Origin of the sequence: Actinocorallia herbida, assembly GCF_003751225.1 — a bacterium.
Lineage (GTDB): Bacteria > Actinomycetota > Actinomycetes > Streptosporangiales > Streptosporangiaceae > Actinocorallia > Actinocorallia herbida.
Window position 1 is genome coordinate 2,616,490 of sequence record NZ_RJKE01000001.1, and the last position, 15,971, is coordinate 2,632,460.

At 71.9% G+C, this 15,971-nt stretch carries 17 protein-coding genes and 1 tRNA gene; 9 read left to right on the top strand and 9 right to left on the bottom strand.

Annotation, left to right across the window (positions count from 1 at the left end; translation table 11 throughout):
• Nucleotides 1-18 precede the first annotated feature (18 nt).
• On the bottom strand, nt 19-735 hold the full coding sequence (locus tag EDD29_RS12235) for a TetR/AcrR family transcriptional regulator C-terminal domain-containing protein (RefSeq protein WP_123664509.1): 717 nt from the start codon (nt 733-735) through the stop codon (nt 19-21).
• 88 nt (nt 736-823) lie between these two features.
• Here EDD29_RS12235 and EDD29_RS12240 point away from each other — a divergent pair, with 88 nt between their 5' ends.
• From EDD29_RS12240 to EDD29_RS12260, 4 genes are all read left to right on the top strand, one after another.
• Nucleotides 824-1,411, top strand: coding sequence for an NADPH-dependent FMN reductase (locus tag EDD29_RS12240; protein WP_123664510.1), 588 nt, complete (start codon nt 824-826; stop codon nt 1,409-1,411).
• 1 nt (nt 1,412) lies between these two features.
• Nucleotides 1,413-2,966, top strand: a complete 1,554-nt coding sequence (locus tag EDD29_RS12245; protein ID WP_123664511.1) for an MDR family MFS transporter — start codon at nt 1,413-1,415, stop codon at nt 2,964-2,966.
• 391 nt (nt 2,967-3,357) lie between these two features.
• Complete coding sequence (locus EDD29_RS12250; RefSeq protein WP_211359671.1) at nt 3,358-4,905, top strand: transposase; 1,548 nt, start codon at nt 3,358-3,360, stop codon at nt 4,903-4,905.
• A 366-nt stretch (nt 4,906-5,271) separates the two neighbouring features.
• The gene (locus tag EDD29_RS12260) at nt 5,272-5,634 is read left to right on the top strand and encodes a nuclear transport factor 2 family protein (RefSeq protein WP_123664512.1); all 363 of its coding nucleotides are present in this window, start codon (nt 5,272-5,274) and stop codon (nt 5,632-5,634) included.
• A 56-nt stretch (nt 5,635-5,690) separates the two neighbouring features.
• Here the strand turns inward: EDD29_RS12260 and EDD29_RS12265 are convergent, their stop codons facing one another.
• Entirely contained in the window at nt 5,691-6,056 is a 366-nt protein-coding gene (locus tag EDD29_RS12265; protein WP_123664513.1) for a DoxX family protein, read from the bottom strand.
• 131 nt (nt 6,057-6,187) lie between these two features.
• On the opposite strand from EDD29_RS12265, the gene EDD29_RS12270 reads away from it, so the two are divergent.
• On the top strand, nt 6,188-6,556 hold the full coding sequence (locus tag EDD29_RS12270) for a winged helix-turn-helix transcriptional regulator (RefSeq protein ID WP_123664514.1): 369 nt from the start codon (nt 6,188-6,190) through the stop codon (nt 6,554-6,556).
• A gap of 4 nt (nt 6,557-6,560) precedes the next feature.
• Here EDD29_RS12270 and EDD29_RS12275 read toward each other — a convergent pair whose 3' ends face one another.
• On the bottom strand, nt 6,561-7,124 hold the full coding sequence (locus EDD29_RS12275) for a GNAT family N-acetyltransferase (protein WP_123664515.1): 564 nt from the start codon (nt 7,122-7,124) through the stop codon (nt 6,561-6,563).
• A 166-nt stretch (nt 7,125-7,290) separates the two neighbouring features.
• On the opposite strand from EDD29_RS12275, the gene EDD29_RS45410 reads away from it, so the two are divergent.
• Nucleotides 7,291-7,364: transfer RNA gene (locus tag EDD29_RS45410), tRNA-Trp, on the top strand.
• A 56-nt stretch (nt 7,365-7,420) separates the two neighbouring features.
• On the opposite strand, the gene EDD29_RS12280 is transcribed toward EDD29_RS45410, so the two are convergent.
• From EDD29_RS12280 to EDD29_RS12290, 3 genes are read right to left on the bottom strand one after another with little or no spacing between them, the layout of a single operon-like run.
• Complete coding sequence (locus tag EDD29_RS12280; RefSeq protein WP_123664516.1) at nt 7,421-8,149, bottom strand: enoyl-CoA hydratase/isomerase family protein; 729 nt, start codon at nt 8,147-8,149, stop codon at nt 7,421-7,423.
• On the bottom strand, nt 8,146-9,234 hold the full coding sequence (locus EDD29_RS12285; protein WP_123664517.1) for an acyl-CoA dehydrogenase family protein: 1,089 nt from the start codon (nt 9,232-9,234) through the stop codon (nt 8,146-8,148). The genes EDD29_RS12280 and EDD29_RS12285 overlap by 4 nt, the downstream gene beginning before the upstream one ends.
• Nucleotides 9,234-10,580 carry an ABC transporter substrate-binding protein gene (locus EDD29_RS12290; protein WP_123664518.1) on the bottom strand — a complete coding sequence of 449 codons (1,347 nt, stop codon included), beginning with the start codon at nt 10,578-10,580 and terminating at the stop codon, nt 9,234-9,236. The genes EDD29_RS12285 and EDD29_RS12290 overlap by 1 nt, the downstream gene beginning before the upstream one ends.
• Nucleotides 10,581-10,669: 89 nt before the next feature.
• Between EDD29_RS12290 and EDD29_RS12295 the strand changes: the two genes are divergently transcribed.
• Complete coding sequence (locus tag EDD29_RS12295; RefSeq protein WP_123664519.1) at nt 10,670-11,086, top strand: nuclear transport factor 2 family protein; 417 nt, start codon at nt 10,670-10,672, stop codon at nt 11,084-11,086.
• 4 nt (nt 11,087-11,090) lie between these two features.
• Here the strand turns inward: EDD29_RS12295 and fabG are convergent, their stop codons facing one another.
• From fabG to EDD29_RS12310, 3 genes are read right to left on the bottom strand one after another with little or no spacing between them, the layout of a single operon-like run.
• A complete protein-coding gene (fabG, locus tag EDD29_RS12300) occupies nt 11,091-11,834 on the bottom strand; it encodes a 3-oxoacyl-ACP reductase FabG (protein WP_123664520.1) in 744 nt (247 codons plus the stop codon).
• A gap of 28 nt (nt 11,835-11,862) precedes the next feature.
• Nucleotides 11,863-13,077, bottom strand: coding sequence for an acetyl-CoA C-acetyltransferase (locus EDD29_RS12305; RefSeq protein WP_123664521.1), 1,215 nt, complete (start codon nt 13,075-13,077; stop codon nt 11,863-11,865).
• A 40-nt stretch (nt 13,078-13,117) separates the two neighbouring features.
• Nucleotides 13,118-13,570 (bottom strand): MaoC family dehydratase, encoded by a 453-nt coding sequence (locus EDD29_RS12310; RefSeq protein ID WP_123664522.1) that lies wholly within the window; start codon nt 13,568-13,570, stop codon nt 13,118-13,120.
• 76 nt (nt 13,571-13,646) lie between these two features.
• Between EDD29_RS12310 and EDD29_RS12315 the strand changes: the two genes are divergently transcribed.
• Together EDD29_RS12315 and EDD29_RS12320 are read left to right on the top strand one after the other, a co-directional pair.
• The gene (locus tag EDD29_RS12315; RefSeq protein ID WP_123664523.1) at nt 13,647-15,143 is read left to right on the top strand and encodes an AMP-binding protein; all 1,497 of its coding nucleotides are present in this window, start codon (nt 13,647-13,649) and stop codon (nt 15,141-15,143) included.
• Between the two features lie 63 nt (nt 15,144-15,206).
• The gene (locus EDD29_RS12320; RefSeq protein ID WP_123664524.1) at nt 15,207-15,968 is read left to right on the top strand and encodes an SDR family NAD(P)-dependent oxidoreductase; all 762 of its coding nucleotides are present in this window, start codon (nt 15,207-15,209) and stop codon (nt 15,966-15,968) included.
• The last annotated feature ends 3 nt before the right edge of the window (nt 15,969-15,971 follow it).

A 15,971-nucleotide genomic window follows, 5' to 3' on the forward strand; every position in this document is an offset into this window, starting at 1 on the left:
CCCGCCGTCGCGCCGGCGTCAGATTCCCAGACGGGTGGCGATGCCTTCCAGAAGGCAGTCGAGGCCGTGCGTGAACTGCCAGCGGGCGTCGTCCTTGCGGGCGGCGGCGTGGAGGTAGGCCTCGAAGGCGGGGTAGCGGCCCGTGCCGATGAGCCAGGTCATCGCGGGGGCCAGTTCGGTGCGCAGTCCGGGGCCACCGGACAGGCCCTCCTCGCGGATGAGCGCGCTGACGGCGCACTCGTAGCCCATCGCGCCCTCCACGTAGGCGGCCACGGAGCGGAAGACGCTCATCGTGGTGTCGGCGTCGAGGCCGTGGCCCTGCAGCGCGGCGAGCACCTGCTCGGTGACGGCCATCCGATTGGGCGTGAGGGCGAGTTTGGCCCGCGGGGAGAGCTGCGCCAGCCACCGGTGCGCCAGGATCAGCTCCCGGGTGCGCATCGCCAGGTCGTGGAGGGTCTCCCGCCAGCCCAGGCCGCCGGGCAGCCGCAGGTCGGCGTAGGCGTGGTCGACCATCAGTTCCAGAAGGTCGTCCTTGCCCGAGACGTAGCGGTACGGCGCCATCGGTGCGACACCGAGCTCACCGGCCAGGCGGCGCATGGTGACGGCCTCCAAGGACTCGGCGTCGGCGATGGCCACCGCGGTCGCGGCGATGCGCTGCGGGGAGAGCGTCTGGCGCGGCGCGGGCGACGGGCGCTCCAGCCGCTCCCACAGGGACTCGGGCTTCTCGGCGGACATGGATACAACGTATCTCAAGTAGACAGCGTACAAAGTGCTGTGTACGTTGTATCTCGATCAATACGGCGTACACAGCAAGGGAAACGTCATGGACCAGCTCAAGATCGCGGTCATCGTCGGCAGTACCCGTGAGGGCAGGTTCGGTCCCTCGGTCGCCTCCTGGGTGACGGGCCGGATCACCCGGCGCGGCGACATGGAGGCCGAGGTGATCGACCTGGTGGAGACCCCGCTGCCGACCGTCTTCCCCGTGCTCGGGCAGCCTCCCGCGGCCGCCGGGGACCGGGCGCTGCTGGCCGCCGTGTCCCCGCGCATGGCCGCGGCCGACGCCTTCGTCATCGTGACGCCCGAGTACAACCACAGCTTTCCCGCCGCCCTGAAGAACGCCATCGACTGGCACTCCACCGAGTGGCACGCCAAGCCCGTCGCGTTCGTCTCCTACGGCGCCTTCTCCGGGGGCCTGCGCGCCATCGAGCAGCTCCGCCCGGTCCTCGCCGAACTGCACGCGGTGACGGTCCGCGACGCGGTCTCCCTCCAGCACCCGTGGGCGCTGTTCGACGGGGACGGAAAGGCGGTGGACCCGGCCCTGGACGCCGCAGCCGAGCTCATGCTGGACCGAGTCGGCTGGTGGGCGCGCGCCCTTCGCACCGCCCGGACCGACAGCCCTTACGCCGCCTGACATGAACGACCTCACGAAGCGCGAACGCCGCTCCCTCCACGTCGGCGTTCTCGGCCTGCTGCTCGGCATGTTCCTGGCGATGCTCGACGGCCTGATCGTGGGCACCGCGCTGCCCACGATCGCCGGCGACCTCGGCGGGCTCGGCCACCTGGCCTGGGTGGTGACGGCGTACCTGCTCGCCAGTGCGGCCACCACCCCGATCTGGGGCAAACTCGGCGACCTGGTGGGCCGCAAAGCGGTGTTCGTCGGCGCGATCCTGGTCTTCCTGGTCGGCTCCGCCCTGTGCGGCCTGGCCCAGGACATGGTCCAGCTGATCGTGTTCCGGGCCGTGCAGGGACTCGGCGCGGGCGGGCTCATGGTCGGCGCGCTCTCCATCATCGGCGTGGTGGTGGCGCCCCGCGACAGCGGCCGGATCCAGTCGATGATCGGCGTCATCATGCCGATCGCCTACGTCGGCGGCCCGCTGCTCGGCGGTCTGCTCACCGACCACCTCAGCTGGCGCTGGACCTTCTACGTCAACCTGCCCGTCGGCGCCGTCGCCCTGGTGCTCATCGCCACCCGCATCCACCCGCCATCCGCGCCGCGCGGCCGCCCCCGCATCGACTACGCGGGCGCGGCCCTGCTGACGGCCGCCATCGTGGCGCTGACCCTGCTCGCCACCTGGGCCGGGACCACCTACCCGTGGGCGTCACCGCAGATCCTCGGCCTGGGCGCGCTCGGCGTCCTCGGCCTCGGCTGGTTCATCGCCGTCGAGCGGCGCGCCGCCGAGCCGATCATCCCGCCCCGGCTGTTCGCCGACCGGAACTTCACCGTCGTACAGGTGCTCGGCCTCCTGGTCGGCGCCGTGATGTTGACCGTGACCGGCTACCTGCCGCAGTACTTTCAGTTCGTCCAGGGAGCGTCCCCGGCGGCGAGCGGGATGCTGCTGCTCCCGCTGATGTTCGGCATGCTCGGCGCCCAGCTGCTCTCCGGCCGCCTCATCACCGAGAACGGCAGGTACCGGAGATACCCGATCCTCGGCGGCGCGCTCATGGCCGCGGGCTCCGTAGCCCTGCTCCGGCTCGAGGTGGGGACCGCCGTCGTCACGGCGTCCGCGCTCACCGCGGTCATCGGCGTCGGCATCGGCCTGCTGATGCAGAGCACCACCCTGATCACCATGAACAGCGCGGAGCCGCGCGACATGGGCGCCGCCAACGGCACCCTCATGCTGGTCCGCGTCATCGGTGGCTCGGTGGGCATCGCCTTCCTGGGCACCCTTTACGCCGCCCGCATGGCCGCGGATCTGACCGCCGACCTCGGCCGGTCCGCCGCCCTGCGCCTCACCGAAGGCGGCGACCTCACCCCGGCCCTTCTCGCCGACCTCCCCGCCGCGACCGTCGACGCCGTCCGCGCGGCGGTGACCGGCGGCCTCCACCTCCTCCTCCTGGGCGCCCTCCTCCTTTCCCTCCTGGCCTTCGCCGCCTCCTGGCTGATCCGCGAAGTCCCCCTCCGCGAGACGCCTCCCGACCCCGGAACCCCCGCCCCGCCCGTCCCGGACGCCCGTGCCCGCCCTTGACGCGTACGGGAGCCGCCCTCTTCGAGGGCTTCTGCCCGGGCGGCTGCGCGGAGGAGGGCGATGCCGCCCATGAGTGCGGCCCGCCCCGTCAGCCGGGCGGGCCGTTCGGGGTAGGTGGGGAGGGCGAGGCGGCGAGGGTGCGGAGGAAGGCGGCGCTTTCGGGGTTCGAGGGGTGTTGAACTGTTGTCCGTTGGGTGTTCAGGGGTGTTCGGAAGCGTCCATGAGGTCGTGTCCGTGGTGCTGTCGCTGTGTCTTCTGGTCGGGCGTGCGGTGGTTTCGGCAGCAGGTGACTGTGTGTTGCCCGATTCCTCGGACATGGCCCCGGCACCGGCAGTAGGTTCTCGATCGATCGCATTCGGTGACATCGGCCAGGTGAGGGGGATCGTCCGCTATGAGTGTTCCGGTGCCGTTGCGGTCGATGGCCGCGCCGTTCGTGGTCTCCGAGGCCTGCGGGGTGTCGGTGCGGACCCGTCTCAATGACCTCACCGCGGCCGATGAGATGGTGTTGCGCCGGGTCGGCGCGCATCTGGGATCGCTGGCGTCCCGGGACCTGAAAGCGCGTTGTGCTGACGGGCTGGGCCATAGCGCACAGCGGTGGGCGGAGCGTAAGCGGGAGTTGACGGGGTTGTCGTCGTCGCGGTGGGCGGGTGCGATCACGAAGGCCTCGCATGATCAGTGGGCGCTGGCCCGCCGCTCCCAGACCGCCCACATCACGACCCTCGACGCCGCCATCACCACGATCAGCCACCGCCTCGCCCTGCCGGTCGGGCAGAAAAGCGCCCGAGGTGTACCGGGCGGGTACCGGTCGGCTAAGGAGTGGTTCGGCAAATCCCGTCGCCTCACGGTCCTGAAGCAACGCCGGCAGCGGGCCGTAGCGGACCGGGCCGACGGCCGGGTACGGGTGGTGCGGGGCGGAAAGAGCCTTGCTCGGGGCCGGCATCAGCTGGAGGCCGCGGGGGTGAGTGAGCAGGAGTGGCGGGAGCGGTGGGAGGCGGCCCGCTGGTTCCTGACCGCCGACGGCGAGACCGGCAAACGGCACGGCAATGAGACCCTGCGGATCACCCCTGACGGGCAGGTGTCGATCAAGCTGCCCGCCCCGCTGGCGGAGTTCGCGAACGCCCCTCACGGCCGGTACGTACTGTCCGCCCGGGTCTCCTTCGCATTTCGGGGTGAGGAGTGGGTGGATCGGGTGGAGGCGGACCGGGCGGTGGCCTACCGCATCCACCTGGATGCGGTGCGGGGCCGTTGGTATGTGGACGCGTCCTGGCAGCGCCCGCCCGTGCAGGCGATCCCGCTGGAGGCCGCGCTAACTGCTGGTGTGGTGGGGGTCGACACGAACGCCGACCACCTCGCCGGCTGGCAGCTCGACGCCCGCGGCAACCCGGTGGGTAGGCCCCGCAGGTTCTTCTACGACCTGTCGGGCAGCGCCTCGCACCGCGACGCGCAGCTTCGCCACGCCCTCACCCGGCTCCTGCACTGGACCCGGCATCTCGGCGTCACCGCGATCGCCATCGAAGACCTCGACTTCGGTGACGTCAAGTCCCGCGAGAAGCACGGCCGACGCCGTCTGCGCCGGGTCGTGCACGGGATTCCGACGGGCCGGTTGAAGGCCCGGCTGGTGTCGATGGCCGCCGAATGCGGGATCGCGCTGGTGGCGGTCGACGCGGCCTACACCAGCCGGTGGGGAGCCGAGCATTGGCAGCAGGCCACCAGCACACGCAAGATCAAGACCAGCCGTCATGAGGCAGCGAGTCTCGTGATCGGACGGCGCGCCCAAGGTCATGGGGCCCGGCGTCGGACGGCACCGCCCCCGCACCACCGGAGTGATGATGCGGGGCATCGGACCGCCCAGGCCCGACACCACGACCCAGGACGCGAGGAACCCCGCCCCGCCCGGACCGGAGGGCGGACGAGATCCGCTGCTCTACCGAGTGTGTGAAAGCAGGGGGGCCAGTCTGTCCAGCACCGTTCGGGACAGACACACTGATTCCGGGAGGAACACTCCCGGACAGTGCTCAGGAACGGTTCGTCCGGGGTGAAGAACTCGGCGAGGAGGGCGGCGATGAAAGGGTCGCCGGTCTTGGCGGCCTGGCGGGACCTGCCCGTCTCGACGAGGCTGACGTACCGGGGCGAGACGTCCGCCGCCAGCGCGAGGTCGAGCTGGCTCAGCCGCCGGCTGTGCCGCCACTCGCGCAACAGGACGCCCACCGACTCCACGCCGCCGACCCTAACCGGGCGATCCGGACGCCGTCCATGAACTCCGAGTTCATCGACAGCGCCCCGCCTCCGCCGTGACACTCGGGTCATGACCACTGATCCCAAGGAACACGTCCTGACCTGCCTGAAGCTGTACGGCGCCGGTGACTTCGAGGCGCTCGCGCCGCTCGTGCGCGACGACTACCGGGACCACGGGCTGCCCTTCCAGACCGCCACGAGAGGCGACTGGATCGAGGTGTCGCGCAAGCTCCCCTTCGCCGATCTGCGGATCGACATCCGCCGCGTCGTCGCGGAAGGCGACTACGTGACGCTGTTCTCCCGCAGGACGCGCCCCGGCCTCGACATCGCGGTGACCGACCTCTTCCGTCTCCAGGACGGCCTGATCGCCGAACGCTGGGAGGTCGTCCAGCACCTCCCGGCCGACTCCCCGGACCCGCTCGCGACCCTGTGACCCGGCGCCCCTGACCGCCGCCGTAGGGGAGCGGGACCCCTGCGGCGGCCGCGAGGTCAGAGCCAGACGGTGCCGAGCCAGACCGCTCCGGCCGCGGCGGCCAGGAGGCCGATGTTGAGGCCGATGAGCCGGGCCTCGCCGCGGGAGAGGTGGACGGCGATGCCGCCCACCTGGATCAGCACGAGGCCGACGGCGGCGGCGACGGCGAGCACGGGGGCGACACCGGTGAGGGGCGGGAGGACCAGGCCGACGGCACCCGCCAGTTCCAGGGCCCCGATGACCCTGACGAGGGGCATCGGCACCCGGTCCACCCAGCCCATCATCGGCTGGAGCCGCTCCTGCGTCTGCGCGACCTTCTTGCCTCCGGCGTAGAGGTAGAACACCGCGAGCAGCCCGCCGACGATCCAGTAGGCGATCTCCATGAAAGGGCCCTTCGCATACGGAGAAGTACCGGCTACCTGCTTGGTTACCGGTCGTAAGTAGCCACATCATGCGGTACTACTGGAACCCTTACAAAAGGCACACGGGTGTGCCTCAGGCACAAGGGGCTGCCATGAACGGCGAGGACACCTGCATGATCCGGGGCGACGGCGGCCGGATCCTCCGCGCGGTCCTCGACCGCATCTGCAACAAATGGACCCTGCTCGTCGTGGCCACCCTCGACCAGGGCACCGTCCGGTTCACCGACCTGCACCGTCAGATCCCCGGCATCTCCCAGCGCATGCTCACCCTGACCCTCCGCAACCTGGAGGCCGACGGCCTCGTCACCCGGACCGTCCACCCCGAGGTCCCGCCCCGCGTCGAATACGCCCTCACCCCCACCGGCAAGAGCCTCATCCCCCCGGCGCTGGCCCTCGCGAGCTGGGCCGCCGACCACGTCCCCGAGATCGAGGCGACCCGGGCCGCCCGCGAGCACGGCTGACCCGTCAGCGGTCCGGGCGGTCGATCCGGTACACGAAGTGCAGCGGCGGATCGACCGGATTGTCCGGCTCCATCTCCCCTTCGGCCACCCGCCGGTACCCCGCCTTCTCCAGGCACCGCCACGACGCCCGGTTCCCCGCGACGACGGGGATCACGACGCAGGGCGCGTCGGGGAAGTCCCGCCACACCAGGTCCGTCGCCGCCCGCACCATCGCCGGCCCCAGCCCCCGCCCGGTATCGGCGACCGCCCCGATGAGGTAGTCCAGCATCGCCGCCCCTTCGGGCACCTCCGTCAGCGCCGCGATCGGCGCGAAGTCCTCGGCGTAGTCCGCGATCCGGCACCGCTGCACGAGCCCGACCGCCCGCCCGTCGACCAGCGCCAGAAAGTCCTCCGACGGCTCCTCCCCCCGCGCCGAAGCCCCGAAGTCGCGCGCCACGGCCTCCATCGACGTCTCGTGGTTCCACCACCGCGCCACATGCGGCTCGGCCAGCCACCGCCCGAGCACCGGGAAGTCCCCCTCGCCCACCCGCCGGAACGCGACCGGCGCCGCACTCTCGTCATCGCCCACGGGTGCAGTATCGCCCCGGCGCGCGGCGAAGGCACCTCGTTTTGCGGCCTCTGCACCGACCTGACGGACCCGGGTTCTTTGCTCGGGTTCGAAGGGATCTTGGCCTAGGGCGGACGTGGGGGCGGGTGAACTCGGTCGGGGGCGGGGGCATCAGAAGAAGTGTTGAAGGGCTGAGCCAAATGGATGGGCGGCCGGGGGTCCAACCTCGGCGGAATGCAGGTTCGACTCCTGCCGGCCCTGCTGGGGGGATGAGAGACGGCGCGGGTTCCCGGGGAGGGAGCCCGCGCCGTTCCGGGTCAGCGGGACAGGAGGTCGGCGAAGGCGGCGTCCTCGCGGGCGCGGGCGGCGAGGACGGCGGCGCGGTGGGGTTCGGTGATGACCCGCTTGGTGGCGAGCAGGGAGGCCAGGGGCTTCTCCGCGAGTTCGCGGGCCAGGACCAGGGTCTCCGGGAGCACCTCGTCGCGGGGGAGCGACTTGAGTGCCAGGCCGTGTTCGACGGCTTCGGCGGCGGTCAGGGGACGGCCGCAGAGCAGGACAAGGTTGGCCAGCTGGGCGCCGAGGCGGAGAGGGAGCAGGTAGCTGCTCGCCGCTTCGGGGGCGACGCCCATGGTGGTGAAGGGGGCGTGGAGCCTGGCCCCCTCGGCGATGACGACGAGGTCGCAGTGGGGGAGGATCGTCAGGCCCAGGCCGATGCCGCTGCCGTTGACGGCGGCCAGGAGCGGCTTGGGGAAGGCGACGACGGCGTCCATGAGGATGGGGAAGCCCTTGCCTACGTCGCCCACGTCCTCGCCCGCCGCGTGCTTGCGGGCGATCTCGGCCATCTCGTTGAGGTCGGTGCCCGCGCTGAACACGGTGCCCTCACCCGTCAGGACGACGACGCTCACCGACGGGTCGGCCGCCGCCGCGTCGAGGGCGGCGGCGGTCGCGCGGTACAGCTCCTCGTTGAAGGCGTTGCGGACGTCGGGGCGGCGGAACGTCAGGAGGCGGACGGCGCCTTCGTCGGTGATGCCGAGCAGATCGCTCATGAGGCCCTCCCGGAGGTGGCGAGGCGGTCCACGAGGTCGTCGCGGTGCCGGTCGGACGAGCCGAAGAGCGCCTGGACGCCCTGGGCCCTGCGGAAGTAGAGGTGGGCGGGGTGCTCCCAGGTGACGCCTATGCCACCGTGCAGCTGGATCGCCTCCGTGGCGACCCTTATGAACGCGTCCGCGCAGTACGCCTTGGCGAGGGACGCCGCGAGCGGCGCCTCGGGCGAGCCCGCGGCGGCGGCCAGCAGCGCGTGGTGCGCCGCCGCACGGGCCGACTCGACCTCGACGTACATCTGCGCGCACGCGTGCTGGACCGCCTGGAAGGAGCCGATCGGCTCGCCGAACTGCACCCGGTCCCGCACGTGCGCGACGGTCCGGTCCAGCAGGAACGCCGCGCCGCCGACCGCCTCGGCCGCCAGCGCCGCGCGCGCGTGGACCAGCACGTCCTCGACGATCCGGGCGGCGTCCCCGCCGATCCGCCGGGCCGGAACCCCGGCGAACTCCAGCCGGGCGAGCGGCCGGGTGGCGTCCAGCGTGCGCAGCGGGACCGCGGTGAACCCCCGCACCGCGTACAGCCCGAGCCCGTCCGCGCCGGACGCCGTCACCAGGACGAGCCCGGCCCGCCCCCCGTCCGGCACGAGGTCCTTGACGCCGTGGAGCACCGGCCCGTCCGGCCCGTCCTCCGCGCTGACGCCGGGCGCGCCCTCGCCGAACGCGACGGCGGCGACCGTGCTCCCCGAGGCGATCCCCGGCAGGAGCTCCGCGGCCGCCCCGGCGTCCCCCGCGGCGAGCAGCGCCCGCACCGCGAGCACCGCCGAAAGGTAGGGCCCGCTGTACAGCGCCCGCCCCATCTCCTCCAGGACGATCCCGGTCTCGACGGGCCCCGCGCCGGATCCGCCGAACTCCTCCGGCACGGCGAGCCCCTGCAACCCGAGTTGTCCGGCCATCCGCGCCCACCCGGCCGGGTCGTACCCGGCCGCGCCGTCCAGGTGCCGCCGCAGCTCGGCCTCGGTGGCGTGCTCGCCGAGGAACGCGCGGACGACGCCGCGCAGCTCCTCCTGCTCGTCGCTGAACGCCAGGTCCATCACGCCTGCTTGACGATCGGCGACAGCGTGTTGGAGGGCCACTGCGGCCGGTGGTAGCCGCGGAAGTGGAGCTCGCCGCCGCGCAGTTCCCTGATCGTCAGGAAGTCGCCCTTGTAGCCGCGGTGGTCGTACTCGGCGAAGGTGAGGTAGCAGCCGGGTCCGCCGTTGGTGCAGGGCATCCATTTGATCTTCTCCAGGCCGATCTTCACCTCCTCGGGGATGGCGATCCGGGCGTTGGCGATGCCGTGGAGGGCGGCGCGGGCCGTGTCGTACGACAGCGCGACGACGACGTTCCGGCTGACGCGGCCGAAGCGGGCCTCGAACCGCTCCAGCATGGCCTCGTAGTTGGGGTTGGCGCCGTCTTCGCCGAGCTGGTCGACGCCGTGCCAGCCTTCCAGGCCCTCGGCCCAGGCGTTGGAGTTGGAGTAGAACATGAAGGCGGTGCCCATGAAGCGGGGCGGGTCCCAGTCGAGGTTCTTGAAGCCGCGGGCGAAGTGGAAGGTGGAGTAGCCGTAGCCCATGTAGACGATGGCCTCGGCGCCCTGCTCCCGCATCGTCGCGAGGTGCCGCTCGAAGTTCTTCGGGTTCGGGCCGAGGCAGACCTCCTTGATGATCTCGAGGTCGTAGCGGCGGGCGGCGTCACGGAAGTAGTCGGAGTACAGGTCGCCGGAGGAGCCCTGCTCCCAGAAGAAGCCGACCTTGGTGTAGCCGTTCTGGAAGCACCAGTCGGCGGCCATGACGCCCTCGGTGGGGATGTCGCCGTTGGCGACGGTGAAGCAGTATTCGCCCGCGAACCGCGTCGTGCCCGTCCAGCCGAGCGCGGCGACGCCGGTCTCGTTGACGGTCTTGCACAGGTTCACCGAGTTGTCGCTGATGAACGGCCCGATGACGACGACGCAGCCGGCGTCCACGAGCTTCTGGTAGCCCTTGCGGACCTTGAGGTAGTTCTCGCGGGGCAGGCCGCGGGCGTCGACGGTGAGGATCTCGACGGGTCTGTCGTAGACGCCTTCGTTGAGCGCGTCCTCGACGGCCAGGATGATCGGGTCCATCAGGTCGGCGGTGAGCTGGCCGAGGTCCATGTCGATGAGGACGCCGATCTTCACCGGTTCGAACGGGTCGCCCTGCCCGACGACGCCGCGCGTCGGCGGGTAGATGACGATGGACTCGACCGGCTTCTCGCCGATCCTCCCGCTGCCCTGGTACCACAGCTCGTTGACGTGCTCCCCGGCCTCGGTGTCGGTCCCCGACCTGACGGACGCGACGGCCCGGTCGGGCAGCGCGATCCCGTGGTCGACGGGGGCGGGGAACAGCCGGTCCGCGTAACGCGGGGCGTCCTGCTCGGACATGCAGCAACCTCCTCGTGCCGCCCCGGGGCGGCCTTTCCACTGGGTGCTAACTTATATACAAAATATATTTGCTACAAGGGAGTGGGCCCATGCTCGGCGACCGACGTGACGTGGCGGACGAACTGGAGATCCGGGGGGTGCTCGCCCGGGTCGCGCAGTACTCCGACACCGGTGACCTCGACGACTACGCCGCCCTGTTCACCGAGGACGCCCGCTGGTCGATGGGCGACTGGCCGGAGAAGAACGGCCGCGCCGAGATCCGCGCCGCCGGCGCCGCCCGCCGCGCCGAGGGCCAGACCGGCCCCGGCAGCCAGAGCCGGCACCTCGTCGGCACCGTCGCGGTCGCCCTCGACGGCGATCGCGCGGTGGCCGACTCCTACTGGCAGTTCTGGGTCGAGACCGCCGCGGAGGCGCCGCGCCTGTTCTCCATGGGCGCCTACCGCGACACCCTTCACCGGACCGGCCACGGCTGGCGGATCGCCGAACGCGTCGTCACCGCGGGCTGACGCCTCACATGTGCCGTCCGCCGGTGACCTCAAGGACGGTGCCGGTCATGTAGCTGGACAGGTCGCCCGCAAGGAACAGGGCGACCTTCCCGACCTCCTCCGGCTCCGCGGCGCGGCCCATCGGCACCCCGGCGAGCTTCTCGGCCCAGATGTCCGGGCGCAGCGCCTCGGTCATCGCGGTCCGCACCAGGCCGGGCTGGATCGCGTTCACCCTGATGTTCAGATGCGCGAGCTCCTTGGCCGCGGCCTTCGTCATGCCGACGATCCCGGCCTTGGCCGCGCTGTAGTTGGTCTGGCCCGGCAGGCCGACCTTGCCGGAGATCGACGAGATGTTGACGATCGAGCCGCCGCCCTGCTCGCGCATCCTGAGGGACGCGTGCTTCATGCCCAGCCACGTCCCGTACAGGTGGACGTCCATGACCTGGCGGAACTGGTCGCCGGTCATCTTGCGCAGGGTCGCGTCACGGGTGATCCCGGCGTTGTTCACCAGGACGTCCACCCGGCCGTAGGCGTCGGCGCAGGCGGCGATCATCGCCTCGACGTCGGCCTCCTCGGTCACGTCGCAGCGGACGGCGATCGCCTCGGCCCCGTCGGCGGCGAGTTCCGCGGCGGCCTTGGCGGCGGCGTCGCCGTCGATGTCGGCGACGACCAGGCGGGCGCCCGCGCCCGCGAAGACCCGGGCGATGGCCAGGCCGATGCCCTGGGCGGCGCCGGTGATGACCGCGGAGCGGCCTTCCAGCAGGCTCATCTTGCTTCCTCTTCCTTGGTTCGGGGGATCAGGCGGGGAGGCGTTCGAAGATCGCGGAGATGCCCTGGCCGCCGCCGACGCAGAGGGTCTCCAGGCCGTAGCGGGCCTCGCGGCGGTCGAGCTCGCGCAGCAGCGTCGCGAGGATGCGGGCGCCGGTCGCGCCGACGGGGTGGCCGAGGGAGATGCCGGATCCATGGACGTTCGTCCGGTCCCAGTCGGCGGCGCCGAAGCCCCAGGCGCGGCCGCAGGCGAGGACCTGCGCGGCGAACGCCTCGTTCAGCTCGATCAGATCGAGGTCGGCGAGTTTCAGCCCGGCCCGCTCCAGCGCGAGCGCGGTCGACGGGACCGGGCCGATGCCCATCGTGCGCGGCGGCACGCCGGCGACGGCCCACGAGACGAGCCGCGCGAGCGGGCGCAGGCCGAGCCGCTCCGCGTTGGCGGGATGCGTCACGACGCAGACCGCCGCGCCGTCGTTCTGGCCGCTGGCGTTGCCCGCGGTGACGGTCGCGGCGGGGTCGGACTTCAACAGGACGGGCTTGAGCCGGGCCAGCGCCTCGGCCGAGATGTCGGGCCGGGGGTGCTCGTCGGCGTCGACGGTCTGCTCGCCCTTGCGGGTCTTCAGGACGACCGGGACGATCTCCTCCGCGAACAGCCCCGCCTGCTGCGCGGCCACCGCTCGCCGGTGCGAGGTCAGGGAGAGCGCGTCCTGCTCCTCCCGGGTGATGCCGTACTCGGCGCGCAGGTTCTCCGCGGTCTCCAGCATGCCGCCGGGCACCGGGTGGTGGCGGCCGCCCGCGGTGGTCCTGCCGCGCGCCAGCGCGTCGTGCAGCGGGACCGACGGGTCCTTGACGCCCCAGCGCATGCCGGTCGAATAGAACGCGGCCGAGCTCATGCTCTCGGCGCCGCCGGCGATGACGAGTTCGCTGACGCCGGTCTGGACCTGCATGGCGGCGTTGAGCACGGCCTGGAGGCCCGAGCCGCAGCGGCGGTCGATCTGGAGGCCGGTGACGGTGACGTCGAGTCCGGCGTCCAGGGCGGCGACGCGGCCGATCGCGGGGGCGTCGGAGTTCGGGTAGCACTGGCCGAGCAGCACCTCGTCGATGTCCTCGGCGGCCAGGCCCGTCCGGGCGACGAGGCCGCGGATCGCGGTCGCGGCGAGCTCCGCGGGCGGGACGTCGCGCAGCGCGCCCCCGTACCGTCCGACGGGGGTGCGCACCGGCTCACAGATGACTGCTTCACGCATCGCGTTCCGGCTCCTCTCTTCTCGGTGGTCTCGGGGAGGGTCAGACGGAGTAGCGCAGGAGCATGGCGGCGACACAGGCGGGCTTGGCCGCGCCTTCGATCTCCCAGGTGAACTTGAGGCGGACCTGGAGCCCGCCCGGGACGTCCTGGACCTCTTCGATCTCCGCGCCGACGCGGACCTTGGCGTCCACCGGGACGGGGGAGGGGAAGCGGATGCGGTCGTAGCCGTAGTTGACGCCCATCTTCATGCCCTCGATCCGATAGATCTCCCGGACGAGGCGCGGGCCGAGCGAGAGCGTCAGCAGGCCGTGCGCGATGGTGCCGCCGAACGGTCCCTGGGCGGCGCGTTCCGGGTCGACGTGGATCCACTGGTCGTCGCCGGTGAGGGCGGCGAAGGTGTCGATGTCGGCCTGGGTGACGGTCCGGTAGGAGCTGTGGCCAAGGTGCTCGCCGATGGCGGCCTTGATCTCCTCGACACCGTTGAGGACGCGCATGGGGTCTCCTCACTCAATAAAATATTAAAAAGAATGTATCAAGGATGCCGGTCCGGTCCGGGGTTAGGGTTCGGCTGTGACAGGAACGCGCGCGCATCCCGACACCCTCCCGGGCGTCCTGGAGCAGACCGCCAGGGAGCACCCCACCCGTCCCGCGGTCCGCGACCCCCGCCTCACCTACCCCGATCTCCTCGACGCCGCGATGACGGCCGCCGCAGGGCTCATCGGCCTGGGCGTCCGGCCCGGTGAGAGCGTGGGCGTCTGGGCGCCCAACGGACTCCCCTGGATCACCGCCTCCTACGGGGTGCTCTGCGCGGGGGCCCGTCTGGTGCCGCTCAACACCCGGTACACGGCTCCGGAAGCGGCCGACCTGATAGCGCGGTCCGGTTGCCGGGTCGTCATCGCCGGGGGAGAGGGCGCGGGCGGGAGGCCGCTCGCCGAACTCGCCGCGGAGGCGGGTGCCCGCCTGATCGTCTCTCCGGAGGAACTGGAAGGCGGGCCCGCCGACAGGGCCGAGACCTTGCGGCGGATGGGCGCACTGCGCCCCGAGACCGTCAGCCATGTGCAGTACACGTCGGGCACCACGGGGCGGCCCAAGGGGGCGCTGCTGCGGCACGGCGGGCTCGTGGAGACCACCCGGAGCTGGGTGCGGATCACGGGGCTGCGCGCCGGGGACGTCTACCCGGTCGTCGCGCCCTTCGCGCACATCGGCGGGCACAAGACGGGGCTGCTCGCGTGCGCGGTCGCGGGGGCCGCGCTGATCCCCGTGCCATCGCTCGATCCGGCCGCGCTCGCACGGGCCGTCGCCGCGCGCGGCGTGACCTTCCTCCAGGGGCCGCCCGCGCTGTTCCGGGCGCTGCTCGCCGAGCCGGAGATGCCGCGCGACGCGGTCCGGGTCGCGGTGACGGGCGCGGCGGTCGTGCCGCGCGACCTCATCGGGGCGCTGCGCGACCGGCTCGGGATCCGGCACGTGTTCACCGCCTACGGGCTGACGGAGGCGGGCGGCGTCCTCACCATCACCCGGCCGGACGATCCGGTGGGCGTCGTGTCCGAGACGTCGGGGCTGCCCATTCCGGGCACCGAGGTGCGGATCGACGCCCCGGACGGGCCGGGCGAGATCCTGGTGCGCGGCCCCGGCGTCATGACGGGCTACCTGGACGATCCGGCCGCCACCGCTGAGGCGTTCTCGAAGGGCTGGTTGCGCACCGGCGACGTCGGCGAGCTCGATGCCGCGGGCCGGCTTCGCATCGTGGACCGGCTCAAGGACATCGTCATCGTGGGCGGCCTCAACGTCTACCCCGCCGAGGTCGAGCACGTCCTGACCATCGCGGCGGGGGTGCGCGCCGCGGCCGTCGTCGGGATTCCGCACGCGCGGCTCGGGGAGGTGCCCGCGGCGTTCGTCGTCGGGGGAGGGCCGGTCGAGAAGATCGTGGCGCGCTGCGCGGCCCGGCTCGCCGCGTTCAAGGTGCCGAGGACCGTCTGGCAGGTCGACGCGCTGCCCTTGACCGCGGCGGGCAAAGTGGACAAGGCCGCGCTGCGCCGTGCCGCGCTGGACCGGCTGGACCCCCCTTGAACCGCGCCGATCACCCATGATTTATTATCATTTATATAATTTCCCCCACCCCCGGAGGCTCGTGTGGACGCAGCGAACAAGGTGGCCGTCATCGTCGGCGGCGGATCGGGCATGGGCCGCGCGACGGCCGAGCTGCTCGCCGCGGCGGGCGCCAAGATCGCGATCCTCGATCTGCCCGACGGGCGCGGCCCCGAGGCGGCCAAGGAGATCGGCGCGACCTTCCACGCCTGTGACGTCACCGACGAGACCGGCACCGAGGCCGCGATCGAGGAAGTGGTGGCGGCGCACGGCGCGATCCACATCGCGGTCAACACCGCGGGCGGCGGCGTCAGCAAGCGGACCATCGGCAAGAACGGGCCGCTCCCCCTCGCGGACTTCCGCTCCATCATCGAGCTGAACCTCATCGGCACGTTCAACCTCAACCGGCTCCAGGCCTGGCACATGAGCAAGAACGAGCCCGAGGACACCGGCGAGCGCGGCGTCATCATCAACACCGCGTCCATCGCGGCGTTCGAGGGACAGATCGGCCAGGTCTCCTACACCGCGGCCAAGGCGGGCATCGCGGGCATGAGCCTCACCATGGCCCGCGACCTCGGCAGCCTCGGCATCCGCGTCATGGCCATCGCGCCGAGCCTCTTCGCGACCGGCCTGCTGGAAGGCGCCCCGCAGGAGATCATCGACGTGCTCACCAAGGACGCGGCCTTCCCGCGCCGGGCCGGCCGGCCCGAGGAGTACGCCTGGCTCGCCGAGTCGATCGTGCGCAACCCGATGCTCAACGGCCAGACCATCCGCCTCGACGGCGGCCAGCGCTTCGCCCCCAAGTAAGGA

What these genes read in the sequence shown, in the direction of transcription:
- EDD29_RS12235 (WP_123664509.1), bottom strand. Translation starts at nt 735, where the DNA reads ATGTCCGCCGAGAAGCCCGAGTCCCTGTGGGAGCGGCTGGAGCGCCCG.
- EDD29_RS12240 (WP_123664510.1), top strand. Translation starts at nt 824, where the DNA reads ATGGACCAGCTCAAGATCGCGGTCATCGTCGGCAGTACCCGTGAGGGC.
- EDD29_RS12245 (WP_123664511.1), top strand. Translation starts at nt 1,413, where the DNA reads ATGAACGACCTCACGAAGCGCGAACGCCGCTCCCTCCACGTCGGCGTT.
- EDD29_RS12250 (WP_211359671.1), top strand. Translation starts at nt 3,358, where the DNA reads ATGAGTGTTCCGGTGCCGTTGCGGTCGATGGCCGCGCCGTTCGTGGTC.
- EDD29_RS12260 (WP_123664512.1), top strand. Translation starts at nt 5,272, where the DNA reads ATGACCACTGATCCCAAGGAACACGTCCTGACCTGCCTGAAGCTGTAC.
- EDD29_RS12265 (WP_123664513.1), bottom strand. Translation starts at nt 6,056, where the DNA reads ATGGAGATCGCCTACTGGATCGTCGGCGGGCTGCTCGCGGTGTTCTAC.
- EDD29_RS12270 (WP_123664514.1), top strand. Translation starts at nt 6,188, where the DNA reads ATGAACGGCGAGGACACCTGCATGATCCGGGGCGACGGCGGCCGGATC.
- EDD29_RS12280 (WP_123664516.1), bottom strand. Translation starts at nt 8,149, where the DNA reads ATGAGCGATCTGCTCGGCATCACCGACGAAGGCGCCGTCCGCCTCCTG.
- EDD29_RS12285 (WP_123664517.1), bottom strand. Translation starts at nt 9,234, where the DNA reads ATGGACCTGGCGTTCAGCGACGAGCAGGAGGAGCTGCGCGGCGTCGTC.
- EDD29_RS12290 (WP_123664518.1), bottom strand. Translation starts at nt 10,580, where the DNA reads ATGTCCGAGCAGGACGCCCCGCGTTACGCGGACCGGCTGTTCCCCGCC.
- EDD29_RS12295 (WP_123664519.1), top strand. Translation starts at nt 10,670, where the DNA reads ATGCTCGGCGACCGACGTGACGTGGCGGACGAACTGGAGATCCGGGGG.
- fabG (WP_123664520.1), bottom strand. Translation starts at nt 11,834, where the DNA reads ATGAGCCTGCTGGAAGGCCGCTCCGCGGTCATCACCGGCGCCGCCCAG.
- EDD29_RS12305 (WP_123664521.1), bottom strand. Translation starts at nt 13,077, where the DNA reads ATGCGTGAAGCAGTCATCTGTGAGCCGGTGCGCACCCCCGTCGGACGG.
- EDD29_RS12310 (WP_123664522.1), bottom strand. Translation starts at nt 13,570, where the DNA reads ATGCGCGTCCTCAACGGTGTCGAGGAGATCAAGGCCGCCATCGGCGAG.